The sequence below is a fragment of the Bacteroides faecis MAJ27 genome (assembly GCF_900106755.1).
In the GTDB taxonomy this organism is placed as follows: domain Bacteria; phylum Bacteroidota; class Bacteroidia; order Bacteroidales; family Bacteroidaceae; genus Bacteroides; species Bacteroides faecis.
This window is the reverse complement of sequence record NZ_FNNN01000021.1, coordinates 42633-63573: the sequence shown is the minus strand read 5'-3', so window position 1 is coordinate 63573 and position 20941 is coordinate 42633. Positions and strand designations below refer to the sequence as shown.

The 20941-nt window shown below is 38.2% G+C and carries 17 protein-coding genes; 16 read left to right on the top strand and 1 reads right to left on the bottom strand.

Annotation, left to right across the window (positions count from 1 at the left end):
* Nucleotides 1-46: 46 nt before the first annotated feature.
* A complete protein-coding gene (locus BLW31_RS17300) occupies nucleotides 47-1144 on the bottom strand; it encodes an aldose epimerase family protein (protein WP_010537663.1) in 1098 nt (365 codons plus the stop codon).
* Nucleotides 1145-1372: 228 nt separating this feature from the next.
* Here BLW31_RS17300 and BLW31_RS17295 point away from each other — a divergent pair, with 228 nt between their 5' ends.
* From BLW31_RS17295 to BLW31_RS17220, 16 genes are all read left to right on the top strand, one after another.
* Nucleotides 1373-2344, top strand: coding sequence for a type I phosphomannose isomerase catalytic subunit (locus BLW31_RS17295; RefSeq protein WP_010537664.1), 972 nt, complete (start codon nucleotides 1373-1375; stop codon nucleotides 2342-2344).
* Nucleotides 2345-2615: 271 nt separating this feature from the next.
* Nucleotides 2616-3563 carry a tyrosine-type DNA invertase cluster 3b gene (locus tag BLW31_RS17290; protein WP_010537665.1) on the top strand — a complete coding sequence of 316 codons (948 nt, stop codon included), beginning with the start codon at nucleotides 2616-2618 and terminating at the stop codon, nucleotides 3561-3563.
* Nucleotides 3564-3914: 351 nt separating this feature from the next.
* Nucleotides 3915-4493 carry a UpxY family transcription antiterminator gene (locus BLW31_RS17285; protein ID WP_010537666.1) on the top strand — a complete coding sequence of 193 codons (579 nt, stop codon included), beginning with the start codon at nucleotides 3915-3917 and terminating at the stop codon, nucleotides 4491-4493.
* Between the two features lie 7 nt (nucleotides 4494-4500).
* Nucleotides 4501-4857, top strand: a complete 357-nt coding sequence (locus tag BLW31_RS17280; RefSeq protein ID WP_010537667.1) for a UpxZ family transcription anti-terminator antagonist — start codon at nucleotides 4501-4503, stop codon at nucleotides 4855-4857.
* A gap of 55 nt (nucleotides 4858-4912) precedes the next feature.
* Nucleotides 4913-6847 carry a polysaccharide biosynthesis protein gene (locus tag BLW31_RS17275; RefSeq protein WP_010537668.1) on the top strand — a complete coding sequence of 645 codons (1935 nt, stop codon included), beginning with the start codon at nucleotides 4913-4915 and terminating at the stop codon, nucleotides 6845-6847.
* 25 nt (nucleotides 6848-6872) lie between these two features.
* The gene (locus BLW31_RS17270; protein WP_010537669.1) at nucleotides 6873-8189 is read left to right on the top strand and encodes a nucleotide sugar dehydrogenase; all 1317 of its coding nucleotides are present in this window, start codon (nucleotides 6873-6875) and stop codon (nucleotides 8187-8189) included.
* A 4-nt stretch (nucleotides 8190-8193) separates the two neighbouring features.
* Nucleotides 8194-9258: an NAD-dependent epimerase/dehydratase family protein gene (locus tag BLW31_RS17265; RefSeq protein ID WP_010537670.1), complete on the top strand. Its 1065-nt coding sequence runs from the start codon at nucleotides 8194-8196 to the stop codon at nucleotides 9256-9258.
* A gap of 43 nt (nucleotides 9259-9301) precedes the next feature.
* Complete coding sequence (locus tag BLW31_RS17260) at nucleotides 9302-10351, top strand: polysaccharide biosynthesis protein (RefSeq protein ID WP_008763183.1); 1050 nt, start codon at nucleotides 9302-9304, stop codon at nucleotides 10349-10351.
* 7 nt (nucleotides 10352-10358) lie between these two features.
* Entirely contained in the window at nucleotides 10359-11564 is a 1206-nt protein-coding gene (locus BLW31_RS17255; protein ID WP_010537671.1) for a polysaccharide biosynthesis C-terminal domain-containing protein, read from the top strand.
* Between the two features lie 2 nt (nucleotides 11565-11566).
* Nucleotides 11567-12757: a UDP-N-acetyl glucosamine 2-epimerase gene (locus BLW31_RS17250; protein WP_029425507.1), complete on the top strand. Its 1191-nt coding sequence runs from the start codon at nucleotides 11567-11569 to the stop codon at nucleotides 12755-12757.
* A gap of 626 nt (nucleotides 12758-13383) precedes the next feature.
* The gene (locus BLW31_RS17245) at nucleotides 13384-14853 is read left to right on the top strand and encodes an MATE family efflux transporter (protein ID WP_010537673.1); all 1470 of its coding nucleotides are present in this window, start codon (nucleotides 13384-13386) and stop codon (nucleotides 14851-14853) included.
* Between the two features lie 134 nt (nucleotides 14854-14987).
* Complete coding sequence (locus BLW31_RS17240) at nucleotides 14988-16391, top strand: O-antigen polysaccharide polymerase Wzy family protein (protein WP_010537674.1); 1404 nt, start codon at nucleotides 14988-14990, stop codon at nucleotides 16389-16391.
* Nucleotides 16384-17544 (top strand): glycosyltransferase, encoded by a 1161-nt coding sequence (locus tag BLW31_RS17235; RefSeq protein WP_010537675.1) that lies wholly within the window; start codon nucleotides 16384-16386, stop codon nucleotides 17542-17544. Before BLW31_RS17240 ends, BLW31_RS17235 begins: the two co-directional genes overlap by 8 nt.
* A 5-nt stretch (nucleotides 17545-17549) precedes the next feature.
* The gene (locus BLW31_RS17230; protein WP_010537676.1) at nucleotides 17550-18773 is read left to right on the top strand and encodes a glycosyltransferase; all 1224 of its coding nucleotides are present in this window, start codon (nucleotides 17550-17552) and stop codon (nucleotides 18771-18773) included.
* Between the two features lie 12 nt (nucleotides 18774-18785).
* Complete coding sequence (locus BLW31_RS17225) at nucleotides 18786-19751, top strand: glycosyltransferase family 2 protein (RefSeq protein ID WP_010537677.1); 966 nt, start codon at nucleotides 18786-18788, stop codon at nucleotides 19749-19751.
* Between the two features lie 4 nt (nucleotides 19752-19755).
* Nucleotides 19756-20577: a glycosyltransferase gene (locus tag BLW31_RS17220; RefSeq protein ID WP_010537678.1), complete on the top strand. Its 822-nt coding sequence runs from the start codon at nucleotides 19756-19758 to the stop codon at nucleotides 20575-20577.
* Nucleotides 20578-20941: the final 364 nt, after the last annotated feature.

Sequence of the window (20941 nt, the reverse complement as noted above, 5' to 3'; positions counted from 1 at the left end):
TTAAAAATGTTAGTTTATAAAATTAGGTTAGTTATTTTTTCATCTTTTATTTTTCCACACCGAATTTGTAGATAGTCACCTGCTGGTATTCGTCACCCGGCAATAAAGTAGCCGAGGGGAAATGCGGTTTGTTCGGAGTGTCGGGGAAACATTGTGCTTCGAAGCAGATAGCGCTTCTTGCAGGGAATGTTGCTCCGTGAGCACCTTCGAATCCATTCAGCCAGTTACCGGTGTAAAGCTGTACGCCGGCTTCGGTAGTATATACTTCCATGGTACGACCGCTATTCGGTTCGAAACAAGTAGCAGCCAGATCCAATGAACCTGTTTCGATCTTGTTCAGTACATAGCAGTGGTCATATCCGGCACCGTAAATCAGTTGTTGGAATTTATCGTTGATGCGTTCACCTACGGCATGCGGAGTGGTGAAGTCCATCGGAGTACCTTCTACTTTGGCAATTTCTCCAGTCGGGATGGAAACCTCATCAATAGGCGTATAGAAATTAGCGTTGATAGTAACAATGTTGTTTTCGATAGTAGGAGTAGGATTGCTGATACCAGCCAAATTGAAGAAACCGTGATTAGTCAGGTTGACTACAGTAGCTTTGTCCGTTGTGGCACGATATTCGATAACCAATGCATTTTCTTCTTCTTCCAGGCGATAAACCATTTCAACCTCCAGGTTGCCCGGGAAACCTTCTTCGCCGTCGGCTGAGATATAATTGAATTGGATTATATTTTCAGCCAGTTGATCGGCATCCCAGACGCGGGCGTGAAAACCGGTGGGTCCTCCGTGCAGGGAGTTGGGTCCGTTATTGATAGTGAGCTCATGCTCTTCTCCATACAAAGTGAATTTTCCTTTGGCGATACGGTTGCCGTAGCGTCCGATAGTAGTGCTGAGGAATGGTTCCGGGCTGTTGACAACGTGGTCTATGCTGTCGTGTCCGAGGACAACGTTTGCATATTTTCCATTTTTATCCGGTACCATGATAGCGAGAATGGCGCATCCGTAGTTAGTTACGGCGACTTCCATTCCCTTTTTGTTTTTGAGGATAAATAAATCAGTTTCTTTATCATTTATCTCCTTTTGGAAATCTTTCCGGCTGAGCCCTGATAGATTCCCTTCTGTTGGGAATGTGTTATTCATGTCTGGTATTCTTAAAATTTTCTTGCAAATAAAGGTAAATTCTTTGTTACTCACAAATTATTCCGGCTAAATATAGTGGGTAGTTTAGGAAAGTTTAGCGTTCTCACTTAGGTTTCTGTATTTTTCATCCTTCTTTTCTTTTAAAGTGAACATTTTTTCGTATGTTTGTTCCCGGATTATAATAATCCGGGAGAATTTAATCTAAGTTTATTAACAAGAAAAACAAAAATGTATCCATTAAAATTCGAACCTATTCTGAAGCAGACGCTTTGGGGGGGCGACAAAATTATTCCGTTCAAGCATTTGAACTCAGACTTGAAAGGAGTAGGAGAAAGCTGGGAGATTTCCGGCGTAGAGGACAATGAATCTGTTGTGGCTAATGGCCCGGACAAAGGTTTAACCTTGGCTGATATGGTGAGAAAATATCGCGAGGAATTGGTTGGCGAAGCGAATTATGCTCGTTTTGGTAACAAATTCCCGTTGCTTATTAAATTCATCGATGCGAAGCAGGATCTGTCTATCCAGGTGCATCCGGCGGATGATCTGGCAAAGAAGAGACACAACTCAATGGGTAAAACGGAAATGTGGTATGTAGTGGATGCTGATAAAGGAGCGAAGCTGCGTTCTGGCTTTTCCGAGCAAATCACCCCGAAAGAATATAAAGAGCGTGTGTTGAACAATACGATCACCGATGTGTTGCAGGAGTATGAGATTAAGCCGGGAGATGTATTCTTCCTTCCTGCCGGACGTGTTCACAGTATTGGTGCCGGTGCGTTTATTGCCGAAATTCAGCAGACTTCGGACATCACTTACCGTATCTATGACTTCAACCGTAAGGATGCAAACGGAAAGACTCGTGAATTGCATACCGACCTGGCGCGTGAGGCTATCAATTACGAGGTGCTGGATGATTACCGTACCAAATACGAGGCAGTGAAAGATGAGCCGGTGGAACTTGTAGCTTGTCCGTACTTCACTACTTCCGTGTATGATATGACCGAAGAAATCAGCTGTGATTATTCAGAACTCGATTCATTCGTGATCTTCATTTGTATGGAAGGTGCATGCAGGATAAAAGACAATGAAGGTAATGAACTGAAAGTAGGTGCCGGAGAATCTATTCTGCTTCCTGCTACCACACAGGATGTAACAATTACTCCGGAAGCTGGAAACGTAAAATTGCTGGAAACATACGTATAAATAATAGACAATATTATTGATAAAAGTATAGACCGGGCAGGCGAGAAAAACTTTCTCGCCTGCTTTGCGTTATAGAAAGAAAGGTGTGCTGAAGAAGCCATCAAACAGATTAATGAAAAGCATTATGCACTTCCTTAGTTTGCTATTTTATGGTATTAGCCGGATTTTACCTCCACTTTATTTTTGATATTTTTTGGAAAGGTTTAAAAATCTGTTGTTAAATCGCTTTTTTCGTCTTATACTTGTATAAAATTACTAGTGATTATATAAGATGAATAAAAATGGATTTAGCCGTTGTGCAGAGTTGTATATCGGTCGTTTACGAAAAGAAGGGCGCTATTCTACTGCCCATGTTTACAAGAATGCCCTTTTCTCTTTTACCAAGTTTTGTGGCACAAAAAGTATAGCTTTCAGACACATCACCCGCGAGCGTTTGCGGCGTTATGGGGAGTATCTTTATGAAGCCGGTTTAAAGCCCAACACCGTTTCTACCTATATGCGTATGCTTCGGAGCATTTACAATCGGGGGGTGGAAGCCGGTAGTGCTCCATATGTGCACCGTTTGTTTCATGAGGTGTATACGGGTGTGGATGTTCGTCAGAAGAAGGCATTGCCTGTAGGTGAGCTTCGCAGACTTCTCTATGAAGATCCCAAGTCAGATTATCTGCGGAATACGCAAATGATTGCTGCTTTGATGTTTCAGTTTTGCGGAATGTCTTTTGCCGATCTGGCTCATCTGGAGAAATCATCTTTAGAACAGAATGTCATTCGATACAATCGCGTCAAGACCAAAACGCCTATAAGCGTAGAAATCCTGGATACAGCTAAAGATATGATTAATCAGCTTCGCAATCGTCAGCCTCCTCATCCGAATTGTCCCGACTACCTATTTAATATCCTCTCGGGAGATAAGAAGCGTAAAGATGAGAGTGGCTACCGCGAATATCAGTCTGCTCTCCGTCGATTTAATAATCGGCTGAAAGGGCTTGCGAAGGCCTTGCGCCTTACTTCTCCCGTGACTTCTTATACGCTTCGTCATTCTTGGGCTACTACGGCAAAATATCGGGGAGTTTCCATTGAAATGATTAGCGAGTTGTTGGGGCATAAATCAATAAAGACGACACAAATCTACTTGAAGGGTTTTGAACTGCGGGAGCGCACGGAAGTAAATCGAATGAATTTATATTACGTGAGGAGTGCTCCGAATTCTCGGGTGTAAATATTCAAAATTTTAATAATCAACACTAAAGTATGTATGTTACTTCTTAGGTAACGGAATTGATTTTGACGCAAAGATAGACAAAAACATAAATAGAGAACAAATAAAACCACATTTTTTTTAGTTTTATCCGAAATATAAGGCAAAAATATATTGTGACATGAAAAATGCTTATTTTTATGTCCAGCCACTTATATACCTAATTTCCACTGGAATATACCCCTTCTCTTAGGGTGTACACGCCCTCATTCATTTATTTGTCTTTGTTTTTAACTTTTCTCTTTTGGTACAGTATAGTTATGATTTTTTCCGTTACCTAAGAAGTAACGGAAACATATGGGGTAAAAAAACATGATTCTAACAAAAGAGAAATCAGCCATCCTCGGAACCAAAAATGGGACAGGGGAGGGCGTAGCATGCTTAAAACGCTGGTATGTGGCACATGTTCGCATACATCACGAAAAAAAAGTAGCTGAGTATTTGGGGAAAATGGGAATTGAGACTTTTGTTCCTGTCCAGCAAGAAATTCATCAATGGAGTGATCGCCGCAAATTAGTCGAGACCGTTCTTCTTCCGATGATGGTATTTGTTCATGCTGATCCTAAAGAACGCATGGCTGCTCTGACTCTTTCTACCGTAAGCCGTTATATGGTGTTGCGTGGTGAGGGGAAGCCTGCTGTGATTCCTGATGAACAGATGGCTCGTTTCCGTTTTATGCTCGATTATTCGGAAGAGGCAATCTGTATGAGTTATTCTCCGTTGGCCCGTGGTAAAAAGGTTCGTGTTATCAAAGGACCTTTGACGGGACTTGTAGGGGAGCTTGTTGCATTAGATGGCAAAAACAAAATAGCAGTTCGTTTGGATATGCTGGGATGCGCTTGTGTCGATATGCCTGTCGGATATGTAGAGCAAATTGACGAGAGAAATTAAGTGGGTGATGGGGACCTTCACTAGTATACAGGGGAAAATAGATAAACTTCAAAAAACAGTTGATACTTTGCTCCATATGGGTGAGAATGCGAGCTGTATATGTGTCGACGATCTAGCACTACTCAATAAGGAAATTCATGAACAGATCAATGATCTGTATCTTTATCATGGTGAAACAACCGAGCAGGAAGCTGCTTTATGTTTATCTCTTTTGATGGGATATAGTGTATCTATGTATGCTAATCCTGAAGATGAGATAAAAAAACAAACCATTCTTATTCGTTCTCAAAAGATTATACAAAATCTATTCTCCTCACCATTGAAAAATCGGTTACACACCATTTACAATGAACTACTATCATAGTATGTCTATGAATTACGTTTTATAAAGACTTTATAATTTATTGGGGTATTTAATTATGAAACACGCATTTGACCGTTTTGTTCAATACTTGCAGAAAAATTACTTTAGTTATTGGATTGTATTGGGAATTGATACATTCATAGCTTTGGTTTGTACCTGGGTGTCATTTATCGGCATTCATTATATTACGGAAACTCCCAAGGAAATTACCGCGTTATTTTATATTCTGGCAATTTCTGTTGTATCCAGTATTTTAGGTTCCGTTTTATTTCATACCTATCGCAATACGATCCGTTTTTCCCAGTTGAAGGAATTGTGGCGACTGGCGGGGAGTGCACTGATAAAGGCCGTCTGCTTAGCAATTGCCATCTGGTTCCTCCTGTCTCAAACGGGCTTGCACAACAGTCAGAAAATAGTCTTTGTACTGTTCGATGGCATGCTTACTTTTATTGTCATGGTAGGGTTCCGTATCCAGTTGATTCTGGTTTATGAGTTCTTGCTGAATCTGCTGAATAAGAAGAATATGCATATTCTGATCTATGGTATTGATGATAAGAGTGTGGCATTGAAAGTCCGTCTAATGAATAGCTCCCACTATAAAGTTGTAGGTTTTTGCATTTATGGAACAGGAGATTCTATCCGGCGTGTGGCTGACCTTCCCGTTTATTCTTTTAAGGATGAAGAATGTTTCAACAAACTGATTCATAAGAAATGTATCGGAGGCATCCTGTTTGCCCGCTATGAAAATACCCGTGAAGAGGAAGACCGCCTGCTCCAGTATTGCAAAAGAAGCGGATTGAAGACACTAATATCTCCAAGTATTAGTGAGGCCGATGAGAACGGAAGTTTCCATCAATGGGTACGTCCTATCAAAATTGAGGATTTACTAGGCCGTTCAGAGATTCATATCAATATGGAGGAAGTGATGACCGAGTTCTGTGGCAAGGTCGTGTTGGTAACGGGAGCTGCCGGTAGTATTGGTAGCGAGCTTTGCCGGCAACTGGCTCAGATGAACATCAGGAAACTGATTATGTTTGACTCCGCTGAGTCTCCTTTGCATAATGTCCGTCTTGAATTTGAGAAGAATTATCCCGGTCTTGATTTTGTTCCTGTCATTGGAGATGTCCGCGTGAAAGAACGTCTTCGTATGGTGTTCGATATCTATCAGCCTCAGATAATCTTTCACGCCGCTGCTTATAAGCATGTTCCGTTAATGGAGGAAAATCCCTGTGAAGCTGTATTGGTCAATGTTGTCGGTTCCCGTCAGGTTGCCGATATGGCAGTGGAATACGGAGCTGAGAAGATGATCATGGTTTCTACCGATAAGGCTGTGAATCCTACTAATGTCATGGGATGCTCGAAACGATTAGCCGAAATCTATGTACAGAGTCTGGGATGTGCTATCCGTGAGGGCAAAGTGAAAGGCCATACCAAATTTATCACTACCCGCTTTGGCAATGTATTGGGTAGTAACGGCTCTGTCATTCCCCGTTTTAAAGAGCAGATCGAGAATGGTGGTCCCGTCACAGTGACTCATCCTGATATCATCCGTTTCTTTATGACAATTCCCGAAGCTTGTCGTCTGGTAATGGAGGCCGCTACGATGGGTGAGGGCAATGAGATTTTTGTTTTTGAGATGGGAAAGGCTGTGAAGATTGTCGACCTGGCTACCCGTATGATTGAACTTGCCGGTTATCGTCCTGGTGAAGATATTGAGATCAAGTTTACGGGCTTGCGTCCCGGTGAGAAGCTTTATGAAGAAGTCTTGAGTGATAAGGAGAATACGATTCCTACTGAGAATAAGAAGATAATGATAGCGAAGGTACGTCACTATAAATATGCTGATATCCTTGATACTTATACAGAGTTTGAGAAGCTATCCCGTACGGTAAAGATCATGGATACAGTGAAGCTGATGAAGAAAGTGGTGCCTGAGTTTAAATCCAAGAATTCACCTCGATTTGAAGTTCTGGATAAGCAACCGGAATAATCTATAACACTAACATAAATCAACAATGGATACAAAAGATTTGAAGATTGCTGTTGCAGGTACCGGCTATGTTGGTCTTAGCATAGCAACACTTTTGTCGCAACATCACCAGGTGACGGCAGTCGATGTGATTCCTGAGAAAGTAGATATGCTCAATCGTAAGCAATCACCTATTCAGGATGAATATATTGAAAAGTATTTGTCTGAAAAGACATTGAACCTGACTGCTACGCTTGACGGTGCCAAGGCATACAGTGACGCTGATTTTGTGGTCATTGCGGCTCCTACTAACTATGATCCTGTGAAGAATTATTTCGATACCCATCATATAGAGGATGTCATTGACCTGGTTTTAAGTGTCAATCCTGATGCGGTAATGGTAATCAAGTCTACTATTCCTGTTGGATATTGCCGGGGACTTTATTTGAAGTATGCCCGTAAGGGAGTCAGGAAGCTTAACCTGCTTTTTTCTCCGGAGTTTCTTCGTGAGAGTATGGCTCTTTATGATAACTTATATCCAAGTCGTATCATTGTTGGCTATCCAAAACTGATTGATGGCGAGCAGTTTGACGAGGAAAACGAAGCAATTAAGTCCATTGCTGATGTTCCCGCCCTAGAGAAAGCTGCGCATACTTTCGCAGCATTGCTTCAGGAAGGTGCAATCAAGGAAGATATTCCTACACTTTTTATGGGAATAAAGGAGGCGGAAGCTGTCAAACTGTTTGCTAATACCTATCTCGCTTTGCGTGTCAGTTATTTTAATGAATTGGATACTTACGCAGAGATAAAAGGTCTGGATTCTCAGTCAATCATACAGGGTGTTGGTCTTGATCCTCGTATTGGAACACATTATAATAATCCATCGTTTGGTTATGGCGGTTATTGTCTGCCTAAAGACACGAAACAACTCTTGGCTAACTATCAGGATGTACCTCAGAACATGATGAGTGCTATTGTAGAAAGTAACCGTACAAGAAAAGACTTCATCGCAGATCAAGTGCTGCGTAAAGCGGGGTATTATACTGCCTCCTGTTCATGGGATGCCCAGAAAGAGCAAAAAATAACCATTGGCGTATATCGTCTGACCATGAAGTCCAATTCTGACAACTTCCGTCAAAGTGCCATTCAGGGGATTATGAAACGTATCAAGGCGAAGGGCGCTACTATTGTAATTTACGAGCCTGCTATGCAGGATGGTGAAACATTCTTTGGTAGCCAAGTGGTCAATAACCTGATCAAATTCAAGGAAATAAGTCAGGCCATCATCGCCAACCGCTACGATTCTTGTCTGGATGATGTGAAAGACAAGGTATATACCCGTGACATTTTCCAAAGAGATTAACTTTATGGTGACATACAATGTTAGTTTAGCGAATAAAGTGGTTTTGGTGACTGGTGCAGCCGGTTTTATCGGAGCCAATTTGGTAAAACGCTTGCTGAATGAATTTGATAGCGTGAAGGTTGTCGGTATTGATAGTATTACCGAATACTATGATGTACGTTTAAAATATGAACGCTTGCAAGAATTGTCTGCTTATGGTGACAGATTTGTTTTCATTAAAGACAGCATTGCTAAAAAGGGAGTTGTTGACTCCATCTTCACTGACCACCACCCACAGGTAGTCGTGAATCTTGCTGCTCAAGCCGGTGTGCGTTATAGCATCACTAACCCTGATGCCTATATTGAAAGTAACCTTATTGGATTTTATAACATCTTAGAAGCCTGTCGTCATTATGGTGTCGAGCACTTGGTATATGCATCTTCCAGTAGTGTATATGGAAGTAATAAGAAAGTGCCTTATAGTACCGATGATAAGGTGGATAATCCTGTATCACTCTATGCTGCTACTAAAAAGAGTAATGAACTAATGGCTCACGCTTACAGTAAGCTTTACAACATACCAAGTACAGGTTTGCGGTTCTTTACGGTATATGGCCCTGCCGGTCGTCCCGACATGGCATACTTCGGTTTCACCAACCAACTCCGTGAAGGCAAGACTATTCGGATCTTTAATTACGGTAACTGCAAACGAGATTTCACCTACGTTGATGACATTGTGGAAGGCGTTGTTCGGATCATGCGACATGCACCTGAGAAACAGAATGGCGATGACGGACTTCCAATTCCACCATACAAGGTATATAATATTGGTAACAACTCACCCGAGAATCTTCTTGATTTTGTGACCATTCTTCAGGAAGAGCTCATAGCAGCCAAGGTACTTCCTGATGATTACGATTTTGAGACGCACAAAGAATTGGTACCGATGCAACCTGGGGATGTGCCTGTGACATATGCTGATACGACCCCTTTGGAACAAGATTTTGGATTTAAACCGTCAACATCACTACGTGAGGGATTGAGAAAGTTTGCGGGGTGGTATGCTAAGTATTATGGCACATTTAAATAACATCCATAAATCGATTATATAAAAATAAAAAGATAAAATCATTATGAGCATTTTTGCAGGTAAAACCCTTATGATTACTGGTGGAACAGGTTCTTTCGGCAATGCGGTTTTGAATCGTTTCCTCCGTACCGACATCGGCGAAATCCGTATTTTTTCACGGGATGAAAAGAAGCAGGATGATATGCGTCACGAATATCAGGTAAAGTATCCTGATGTGGCACATAAAATCAAGTTCTTTATTGGCGATGTACGTAATTTGCAGTCATGTAAGAATGCAATGCCTGGTGTTGACTATATTTTTCATGCTGCGGCTTTGAAACAGGTTCCAAGTTGTGAGTTCTTTCCGATGGAGGCAGTAAAGACTAATGTTGTCGGTACAGATAATGTATTGACAGCTGCTATTGAGGCTGGCGTTGGTGCTGTAATCTGTCTTTCAACAGATAAGGCTGCCTATCCTATCAATGCTATGGGTATCACGAAAGCTATTGAGGAGAAGATTGCTGTAGCTAAGAGCCGCTATTCAGGTAAGACCAAGATTTGCAGTACCCGTTATGGTAATGTGATGTGCTCTCGTGGTTCTGTAATTCCTCTTTGGATTGACCAAATCCGCAACGGTAATCCTATAACACTAACTGAGCCTACGATGACGCGCTTTATCATGTCGCTGGAAGAAGCAGTAGACCTTGTATTATTTGCATTCGAACATGGGCAGAACGGTGATATCCTCGTACAGAAAGCTCCGGCTTGTACTATTCAGACTCAGGCGGAGGCTGTTTGTGAATTATTTGGCGGCAAGAAAGAAGATATCAAGGTTATCGGTATCCGTCATGGTGAGAAGATGTATGAGACATTGCTCACCAATGAGGAATGTGCCAAGGCAGAAGATATGGGCAATTTCTATCGCGTTCCTGCAGATAATCGTGGATTGAACTATGACAAATTCTTCAAAGAAGGTGAAACGGAACGTAACACACTTACGGAGTTCAATTCTAATAATACTTATATATTGAATGTAGAAGAGACCAAGGCTAAAATAGCTGCTCTTGATTACATCAAAAAGGAATTGAGTGGCGAGGGTAATTTCGTACAATAATAGAGTTATGAATATTTTAGTTACTGGTGCCGGAGGTTTTGTTGGTAGAAATCTTTGTGCCCAACTTAATAATATCAAAAACGGAAAGGCTCGTTGTTATGGTGATCTGAAGATTGATGAAGTCTTTGAGTACGATCTCGATTCCACTTCCGAACAATTAGATGTCTGGTGTCAGAAAGCCGGCTTTGTGTTCAACCTTGCCGGAGTGAACCGTCCCAAAGACAATGAGGAGTTCATGAAAGGTAATTTCGGTTTTGCAGGCACATTGCTTGATACACTGAAGAAACATCATAATACTTGTCCTGTCATGCTCTCTTCCAGTGCACAAGCTTCTCTGACAGGTCGTTTTGGCAACAGCGAATACGGTCGCAGCAAAAAGGCTGGTGAAGATTTATTTCTACAGTATGGTAAAGATACGGGAGCCAAAGTGCTGGTTTATCGTTTTCCGAACCTTTACGGCAAATGGTGTCGTCCCAACTACAACAGTGCTGTCGCTACATTCTGCAACAACATCGCTAACGACCTTCCGATACAAGTCAATGACCCACGTGTAGAACTGGAGCTGCTTTACATTGACGATCTCGTAGACGAGATGATTCATGCCTTGAAAGGCGAGGAATATCGTTGCGAGTTTGAAGGTCTTGATGTACATCCATTGGTGGATGGCAGATACTGTTATTGTCCGGTTACCCATAAGGTTACATTAGGTGAAATAGTTGATTTGCTGCATCAGTTTGCAGAAATGCCAGAGACGCTGATGATCCCTGAAATCCCGTCAGACTCGTTTGCCAAAAGATTGTATAGCACTTATCTGAGTTATTTGCCCAAAGAAAAAGCAATCTTTGATCTGAAGATGAATGTAGATCAGCGTGGCTCATTTACAGAACTTGTACATACCTTGAACTGTGGCCAGGTAAGTATAAATATCTCCAAACCGGGTGTTACTAAGGGTGAACATTGGCACAATACCAAATGGGAACAATTTATCGTTGTCAGCGGTCATGGACTTATCCAACTCCGCAAGGAAGGTACAGACGAAGTACTGAACTACGAGGTAAGTGGTGACAAAATACAATCCGTTATCATGCTTCCCGGATATACCCATAACATCATCAATCTCTCCGATACGGAAGACCTGGTAACGGTTATGTACTGCAATGAGATATTCAACCCGGATAAACCGGATACATACTTTGATAAAGTGAAAAAATGATCATGGAAAAACAACCCAAATTCGATTATTCAGATATAAAGTTCAAGGATAATGGTAAGTTGAAGCTTATCATCGTAGTGGGTACTCGTCCCGAGATTATCCGTTTGGCAGCTGTTATCACCAAATGTCGTCAGTATTTTGATGTGATTCTTGCCCATACCGGTCAGAATTACGACTACAACCTCAACGGTATATTCTTTAAAGATTTGAAGTTGGCAGAGCCTGAAGTATATATGGATACTGTAGGCGATGATTTGGGAGCCACTTGTGGCAATATCATCAACTGTTCCTATAAACTTTTTGCGCAGACAAAGCCTGATGGTGTGCTTGTGCTAGGCGATACTAATTCGTGTCTCAGTGTTATAGGAGCCAAGCGTTTGCACATCCCTATCTTTCATATGGAAGCTGGAAACCGTTGTAAAGACGAATGTCTCCCTGAAGAGACCAACCGTCGTATCGTTGATATCATCAGTGATGTAAATATGGCATACTCAGAGCATGCGCGAAGATATCTTGCAGATTGCGGTCTTCCTAAAGAGCGTACTTACGTTACAGGCTCTCCTATGGCAGAAGTACTTCATAATAATCTCGCAGAAATAGAAGCAAGCGATGTGCACCAGCGTCTTGGCTTAGAGAAAGGCAAGTATATTCTTCTCTCCGCTCATCGTGAGGAAAATATAGATACCGAGAAGAATTTCTTCTCACTTTTCACTGCTATCAACGCTATGGCAGATAAGTATGATATGCCAATTCTTTATAGTTGTCACCCGCGCTCCCGCAATCGCTTGCAGGCTTCTGGTTTCAAACTTGATTCTCGGGTACAAGTACAACAGCCGCTTGGCTTTCATGATTACAATTGTCTTCAGATGAATGCTTTCTGTGTAGTCAGTGATAGTGGTACACTTCCAGAGGAATCTTCGTTTTATGCATCTATCGGCAAGCCAATCTCTGCAGTATGTATCCGTACGAGTACAGAACGTCCGGAAGCTCTTGATAAGGCATGTTTCATTCTTTCTGGTATTGACACTAAGGGACTTCTCCAGTCGGTTGATCTTGCAGTCAGTATGACTAAGGATGGTAATCATGGTATCCCTGTTCCTAACTATACTGATGATGTCTCTAATAAGGTTGTGAAGATTATCCAGTCTTACGTAGGGGTGGTTAATAAGATGGTTTGGAGAAAGGAAATGTAGGCCCTTTTTCCTTTCTATTCCATTAATTCATAATATGAGGTTAAGTAAGTGTACAGGTAGCTCTCATTTGAATACAAGGTCCGATACTCTCACTTGCTTCAGAATTTACACGTTAACAGGTAACAAAATAAATATAGAAATACAAGATTATATTAAGTGGCACGATGATATTAAATTATTAGTCTTATAAATGTACATCTTTGGAGGAATCCTCTAAGATGTTTTTTAGAGGATTATACATATCTCAATAGGCTGTAGATGTTTTATAAAATTCCATAAAGGAATCTTATTGCGGACAAATAGATAATAATGGAAGTTGTAAAAGACGATTTTTGCTTATTGTCACAGGTAGATTTACATTATAATAATGGTAGAAACGAATAAAAATGGATTGACTTATCTGAGGTTCTATTATGTTTTTATAAAAATAAGTCTTTGGAGCTAAGCCTTGTACTGAAGTTGAAGAGTAATATAAATAAAGGAAATGGTAGTCAAAGAAAATAAGTGGGATTGTATCTCTTATTTGTAGAATATTGTAGCGATTTTTTAATGCTATTTTAATAATGTCAGACAATACATCAAATAATAAACGAATAGCCAAGAATACTTTGTTTCTGTATATCAGAATGATATTTGTATTACTTGTATCTTTATATTCTACTCGTGCCATTCTTAATGCATTAGGAGTAGTGGACTATGGTATATATAATGTTGTTGCAGGGTTTGTGCTAATGTTCGCTTTTTTGAACTCTTCAATGACAAATACAATACAACGTTTTTTTAACTTTGAACGAGGAAATTCGAATAGCGACAACCTTAACAAAGTATATATAACGTCACTTCAAATTCAAATAACACTAGGGATAATAACTGTTGTTTTACTTGAGATTATCGGTATTTGGTACATAAATAATAAAATGGTAATTCCTGTTGATAGAATTTCAGCAGCAATGTGTGTTTTCCAATTTTCTGTAATTTCTTTATTTCTCTTAATACTGCAAATCCCATATGGAGCTGCGGTAGTGGCACATGAAAAGATGGGTTTTTATGCAATCGTAAGTATGGTTGATGTAATCCTGAAATTGTTTATTGCCTTTATTCTTCCATATATTCCTTATGATCGATTGATTTATTATGGAATCTTTATGTTGATAATATCAATAGCGAATATATTCCTTTATTTTGTATATGCTAAAAAAAACTTTGAGGAGATTAGGTATCATCATGTCTTTTATCGACAGCAGTTTATAAGTATGTTGGCTTTTTCGGGGTGGAATGTCTTTGATTCTTTTGCTTACACTATGCAAGGGCAGGGGTTGAATATGCTAATGAACGTATTTTTTGGTCCAGTAGTTAATGCTGCACGCGGTGTTGCCTATCAGGTACAAGCAGCGCTTAGTGGTTTCACCGAAAATATTGCTGTTGCATTCAAACCCCAGTTGGTAGAAAGTTATGCTAAGAACGAATTTGAAAGAACAAAGAATTTGATGTTTTGCATGTCTAGGTTGTGCTACCTAATGGTTTTTGTATTATCATTACCAATATCTATTGAAATTGAATATATTTTGAATATGTGGTTAGGGGGGGAAGTACCAGAATATACTTCAATTTTTACCAATTTAATTCTTTTAAATATGCTCCTAGGAAGTCTTAATCTTCCAATTTCGCAGGCGATTCAAGCTGTTGGAAAAATTAGAATTTATCAAACAGTACGAAGTGTAATTGTAATAAGTGCTCTTCCTGTTTCTTGGCTAATTCTAGCTGATGGAACTCCTGCTTATATGGTGTTTGTTGTGTTGATAATTGTTAATTTGATTAATCAGCCTGTAAGTATGTTTTTGTTAAGGAAGGTTTTTAATTATTCCTATCTTGATTATTATAGAAAGGTCTTGTTACCATGTTTGCTTTTCAGTCTAATAACTCCGCTAATTCCATTTGTTATTCACAGTTTGATGGGCGAGTCTTGGGGCAGACTTGCTATTGTCGGAATAATATCTATACTCTTTTCAGCTGGGGCAGCTTATTTCATTATTTTGTCAAAGGATGAACAGTATTTAGTAAAAGTATTTGTTGAAAAAGTTAAAAATAAGCTATGATAATTATAGCTATATCTGATGTTCAATTGATTTTTAATCTAAAACAAATATAATTGTATAAATTGTAAAATATTGTGTATTATTTGTCTGATGAGATGTATGGATTACATGGGAATCAATAAACAACATTCTATATGATTAAAATTGAAAACTTAATATATCCTCTAGCAGTCATTTTAGGGATTGTATTAATTGTTACACCAGAATATGATGTACATATATCGTTTCTTTTTTGGGTGGCTTTGATGTTTTACTGTATGTTAAATATTGAAAAACGAGTACTGCTCATGCTTTTTGCTTTTACGGTATTTGTTTTTTGTATGACAAGAATTGTTATTCCTGAGTATTATATAAATGATTTTATACAGGATAGTCAACTCTATTCAATGAGTTTTAGTCAGGATGTGCATAATTTTGTAGCAAGAGCATGTTTTCTGTCGCTGGTCGGAGCTTTAGTAGGATTCAACTTAGTGAGTGCAAATATTAACTCTGACTATAGGCTGAATATTGACCCAAACAGCTATCAAATAACCCAAATTCGCAAAATATCAAAGTATTTATACTTGCTATCTGTAATTCTTGTCGTTTATTCAATATATACTCGTTTTAGTTTTGTTGCGGCATATGGCTATATGGATTCCTATATTGATTACAGTAACAGTTTGCCTACAGTTTTAAGTAAGTTTGCTTCAACAAATGCACTTTGCTTTTATCTCTTTCTTGTAACGTTGCCTTCTAAAAAAGAGGCAAAGCCAATACTGATTGTATTTATGCTAGTTGCTGTTTTCTCATTATTAACAGGGGCACGCACAGGATTTATAATGAGCCTTATAACACTTTTGGTATATTTACTACTTCGTAATAGAATCGATCCTTATGATCCTTGGTTGACACGAAAGGTGAAAATAGCGATTCTTTTTTCATTGCCCTTCATTACAGCTTTAATGTTTATTGTAATGCTAATGAGAGGGGAGTCTTCTGTAAGTAATATTAGCTTTGTGGATATGGTAATAAACTCTATTTATCAGCAAGGCAGTATTCTTGAAGTTCTTGGAGTTTCTTATGAAAATGCAGATCGTATTCCATATAGAATATGGTCATTTGGTAGAGTTATAGATAGTTATGATAATAATTTTCTATTCCAAATATTGGGTATTGGACAAGCATTTAAAGCTAATACTGTTGATTTTGCAATCAATGGCCATTCTCTCGCTAACTACTTGACATATACTTATCAAACCCAACGATATCTTGCTGGAGGAGGAATGGGATCAAGTTTCATTGCGGAGTCTTGGCTGGATTTTGGTTACTTGGGTGTTGTTGGTTTTAGTGTCGTTTATGGAGTAATATTAGCAAAATTCTTTGTTTGGGCAAGAAAAAATGTATGGATTTGCGCTATCTCATTCTATATGGTAAATGCAATTATTTATGCACCTAGAGCAGGTGCAGCTGATTTTGTCTCAGATATTTTAAGTCCTACATATTTACTTCTTTTAATAGGTATTTATTTCTATACAAAACCCAAAACGTATGTATAAAATTCTTTTTGTTATCCCTGGCCTAAAAACTGGTGGAACGAATTCATCACTATCTGCCTTATATTCAAATATCAAAAAACAATATGACATTACTGTATTCACATTGTCGAACCAACGTAATGCAGAATATAACTTTGATGAAGTTGTTAGGTATTCGCCATTTATAATTTCTGCTTTTCATGTGAATGCTATCGAAGAAAAATGGTATAAATGTCTTGCTGTTTTGGTTTTAAAGACTATTAGAACCATAATAAGAAGGTTATTAGGGTACGATATATTAGATTATTTGTATAAACGGATGACACATATTATTGAGAAAAAATATACTTATGATTTTGTCGTAGCCTTCGAAGAAAGTTATCCTACTAAGTTTGTGTTATACTTTAAAAATGCGAATAAAATAGCGTGGATTCATTGTAACTATAATAAGTATTGCCCTCTAGGAGTAAGCGAAGAAGATATTTACAGTCAATATAAGAATATCATTTGTGTATCAGAATATACTTCACGGCTTTTCGTATCTCGATATCCACGTTTAAATGCTAAGGTTAGTTCTATTTATAATCTTATTGATACAGAATCAATTCTTGTAAAATCTAGAAAGCCTATAGATGACGATCGATTTGAAATTGGGAAAAGAAGTGTCATAATTTCTGCAGGGCGAATAGACCCTGTGAAAAGATTTTCATCTATACCGAAGATTGCTAAAGAATTAATAGATAGAGGTTTATGCTTTCAATGGTATATATTGGGACCTATTGCTGTAAGAGATGAATATAATAGGCTTGAAGCTAATATTGAAAAATATAGTGTAGATAATTATGTTCATTATTTAGGTAATAAAATAAATCCATATAGTTATTTTGTAAATTCTGATTTGTATGTGTGTACGTCAGAATCAGAAGCTTGCCCAATGGTATTCAATGAAGCAATGATATTAAATACTCCTGTAGTTACTACAAATTTTGGATCTGCATCAGAATTTATTCACAATAATAAGAATGGTTTTGTTTGTGATATAGATGGATTAGCAAAAAAAATCTTTTGGGTTCTCACAAATGATGAAATATATCAAGGGCTTCAAAAAGAACTTGCCGAATCACATTCATTTAATGCAAGAGTCCTTAATAATATTAATAAATTGTTCTCGTAGTTATTATGAAACAATATATCTTTTTGACAAATCAATATCTTCCTAAACCAGGAGCAACAGGCATGTGTGTGCATAATGTTGCTACAGAATTGGCTAAGAGAGGAGAATCAGTAGCAACGGTATGCTATAGTTTTGATAGAAACTATCATGTACAAGTAATAGATGATGTTAAGGTTTTTTATATACCAACTCCTGTCTATCTTAGAGATGTAAAAAATAATATACCGTTATTTGTGTTAGCAATAAGAGCTCTATCAATTCTAGCAAAATTAGTCCACATTAATAAATATCCTTTAAGAAGTACAACTCTAGTGGGACGCTATGTTAAGACTATTCTTCCATTGATAGATGATGTTAATAAAACAACGATAATAGCATCATACACTCCATTGGAGGGAGTTGTTGCATTAAAAAAGATAAAAGAAAAGTACCCAGATATAAGGACTGTATACTATTCGACAGATACTTTATCAAACGAGCAAGGAGATGCGGGGTTTCTCACTTCAGAAAAAAGAGAAAAAAAAGGGTTTGAGTGGGAACATGATTTTTTCTCCGCATTTGATAAGATAATTATTATGGAATGTCATGCTCCGTTTTATAAAACTAATAGATTTGAAAAGTTTTTTAGTAAAATGTCTTTTGCGAATTTTCCAATGGTTATTAGACCCATAGAAACAAAAATGGCTGAAGAGAAAAAGGATAGTAGAAAAAAGTTGTTCGTGTATGTAGGAACATTATACAAAGTACTCAGAAACCCTGTATATTCTTGTACAATTCTTAAGAGTCTAACTACCTATATAGATATGAAAGTTGTTTTTATGGGAGGAGGAGACTGTTTTGATATATTGCGCAACTATCAAAGGCAAACAAACAATGCAATTGAGTATATTGGTATGCAGCCTCATGATGTCGCTTTAAAATATCTAGATAACGCAGATGTTCTTTTAAGTATAGGTAATAAAGAAAGTCCTATGGCGCCTTCAAAGATTTATGAATATATCTCGACGGGTAAGCCAATTATCCATTTTTATACTTGGGACAAGGATCCATGTATAGAACCACTTAAAAAGTATGGTAATGCGATATTAATTAATGAAAATAAAGATTTTGATATTCACTTATTACTTAATTTCTTAGATACTCATGATAGGAAAGTGTTTGATGAGTTTGTATCCAATTTTGAATCTTCAACTCCCTCTTATACTGCTAATCTTATTAGTAATATTTGATTCAATGAATAGATGAAAATTAGTGTTATTATACCGGTTTATAATGCTGAAAGTTATATCGGGCGTTGTATTGAGAGTGTGCAAGTTCAAACATTCGGTGACTGGCAGATGATTTTGGTTGATGATGGTTCAAATGATAATAGTTTGGCGATTTGTCAGAAGTATGCTGAGATAGATGACCGTATTCAAGTTATGCATCAAGAGAATGCAGGAGCAGGTGCGGCAAGAAATACAGGGCTTACCAAGGCATTGGGAGAGTATATTGTATTCATCGATTCTGATGATTATGTGGCTGAATATTACTTTGAGTTACTATCAAACCATACTGAGGATGTCGTTTTTATTAATGTTGAAGCTGTAGATGGAAATGGATCTATAGTTCGCAAGGAGTATCTTTCAGTATATAAGAACATGAAAAAAGACGACTTCATGCGTGCGCAGATGACAGGTAAAATAAATTGGGGTGGTGTCAGAAAGGTAGTGAAGCGTGAAATTCTTGAAAAGAATAACATCAAGTATTCGAATCATAAGGTAGGTGAAGAAGCACTGTTTACATACTGCTCGGTATATTATTCCCAAACAATTGCTTTTATAGAGAAGCCGGCATATTTTTACATTCTGCGGGCGGATAGTTTGTCGCATACAAAAATGGATGACCCATGGGGGGAAGTGGCTTTGGCTCTTAAAGCAAAGACTCTCGATAATGGATCTTATGCTAAATACGCAGATACAGTTAATGCTTTCATTTTAACGGCTGCTGCCGTCTCTGCGGATAGATTGGCAGTAAATTACAAAAGGGAAGAGTATAGAAAAAAAATTGAAAGTCTGTATATCTCTTTAATAGACAAACTTGATAAGGCATATCCCATAGATTACAATCATATGTCTCTGAAAGCAAAATTCTTAGGTAAACTGCTTTTAGGACGGCATTTCTCATTAATTAGAGCGATTAGCAGAAGTAAACGTCTTATGAAATAATTATATGAAAAGTATTGCAGTAATTTTACCGGTATATAAAAACGATAAAGTTCCGTATATTAAGTTGTCTTTTAACAGTATACTAAACCAAACTTACGAGGCCTTATCCCTCTATATTGGAGTGGATGGTCCTGTCGGTGATGATCTGAAAGAATGTTTGCAGCAGTATGAGCACTATGAGCATGTTACGGTAAAGTGGTTTAAGGAGAATCGAGGACTTGCCATTGTTCTTAACGATTTGCTTGATATCTGCTTCGATAGTGGCTATGAATACATTGCTCGTATGGATGCAGACGACATATCTATGCCGGAACGTTTTGCAAAGCAAATGGATTATCTACTGAAGCATCCCAATATTGATGTTGTAGGTGGAGCTATAGAGGAGATAGATGAAAATAGTGAAAGTAGAGGCAAGAGAATAGTATACCCTTTAACTCCCAAAGAATGCTATAATTTCTTCTCTCGTAGAAACCCTCATGCTCATCCTGCTGTGATGTTCAGAAAGAGTTTTTTCGATAAGACAGGCTGTAAGTATCGTCCTGAATATCGACAAAATCAAGATACTATGCTTTGGTTTGATGGTATGAAAGCCGGTACACAACATGCGAATTTACAAGATGTTGTTTTGTATTTTCGGTTTACTAACTCATTATTCAAAAAGAGGCGCAACGGTTGGGCTTTCGCAAAGAAGCAATTGCATGATCGCAAAATTATAAATAAGACACTTGGCTATGGGGGTGGGGCCACTGTATTTGGCTATATGATGTTTGGTATGCTAGTGTCTCCTCCTTGGGTCAAGAAAATTGTATATAAAATATTTAGATAAACTAGAGCAGCATTTGTTGTATGAAAAATGTACCTTCCAAATACTTAGATCAATTTTTTAATATATTAAAGGGTAGGCCGTCAATACAGCTTAGTATTCTATGAATCAGAACAAATGTGTTTATTCTTTTCTTGATGAAAACGACAAAAAAGAAAGCAAAGAGTGTTAGAAAGGTCATGTAGGACTACAATTAAAACCGTAATATCGTATGTGTAAGTATTGTAAGGATGAGGTGTGGAATTTGATTGGTTGGTCAGGTTTAAGAAGACTTGTCAGTTAAAGGAGCAGAAAGTCCCTCTCTGATACAAGATATCTTTTTCCGCTATCAATAAAAGATGAAATAGCCAATCCTCTAACATAATAA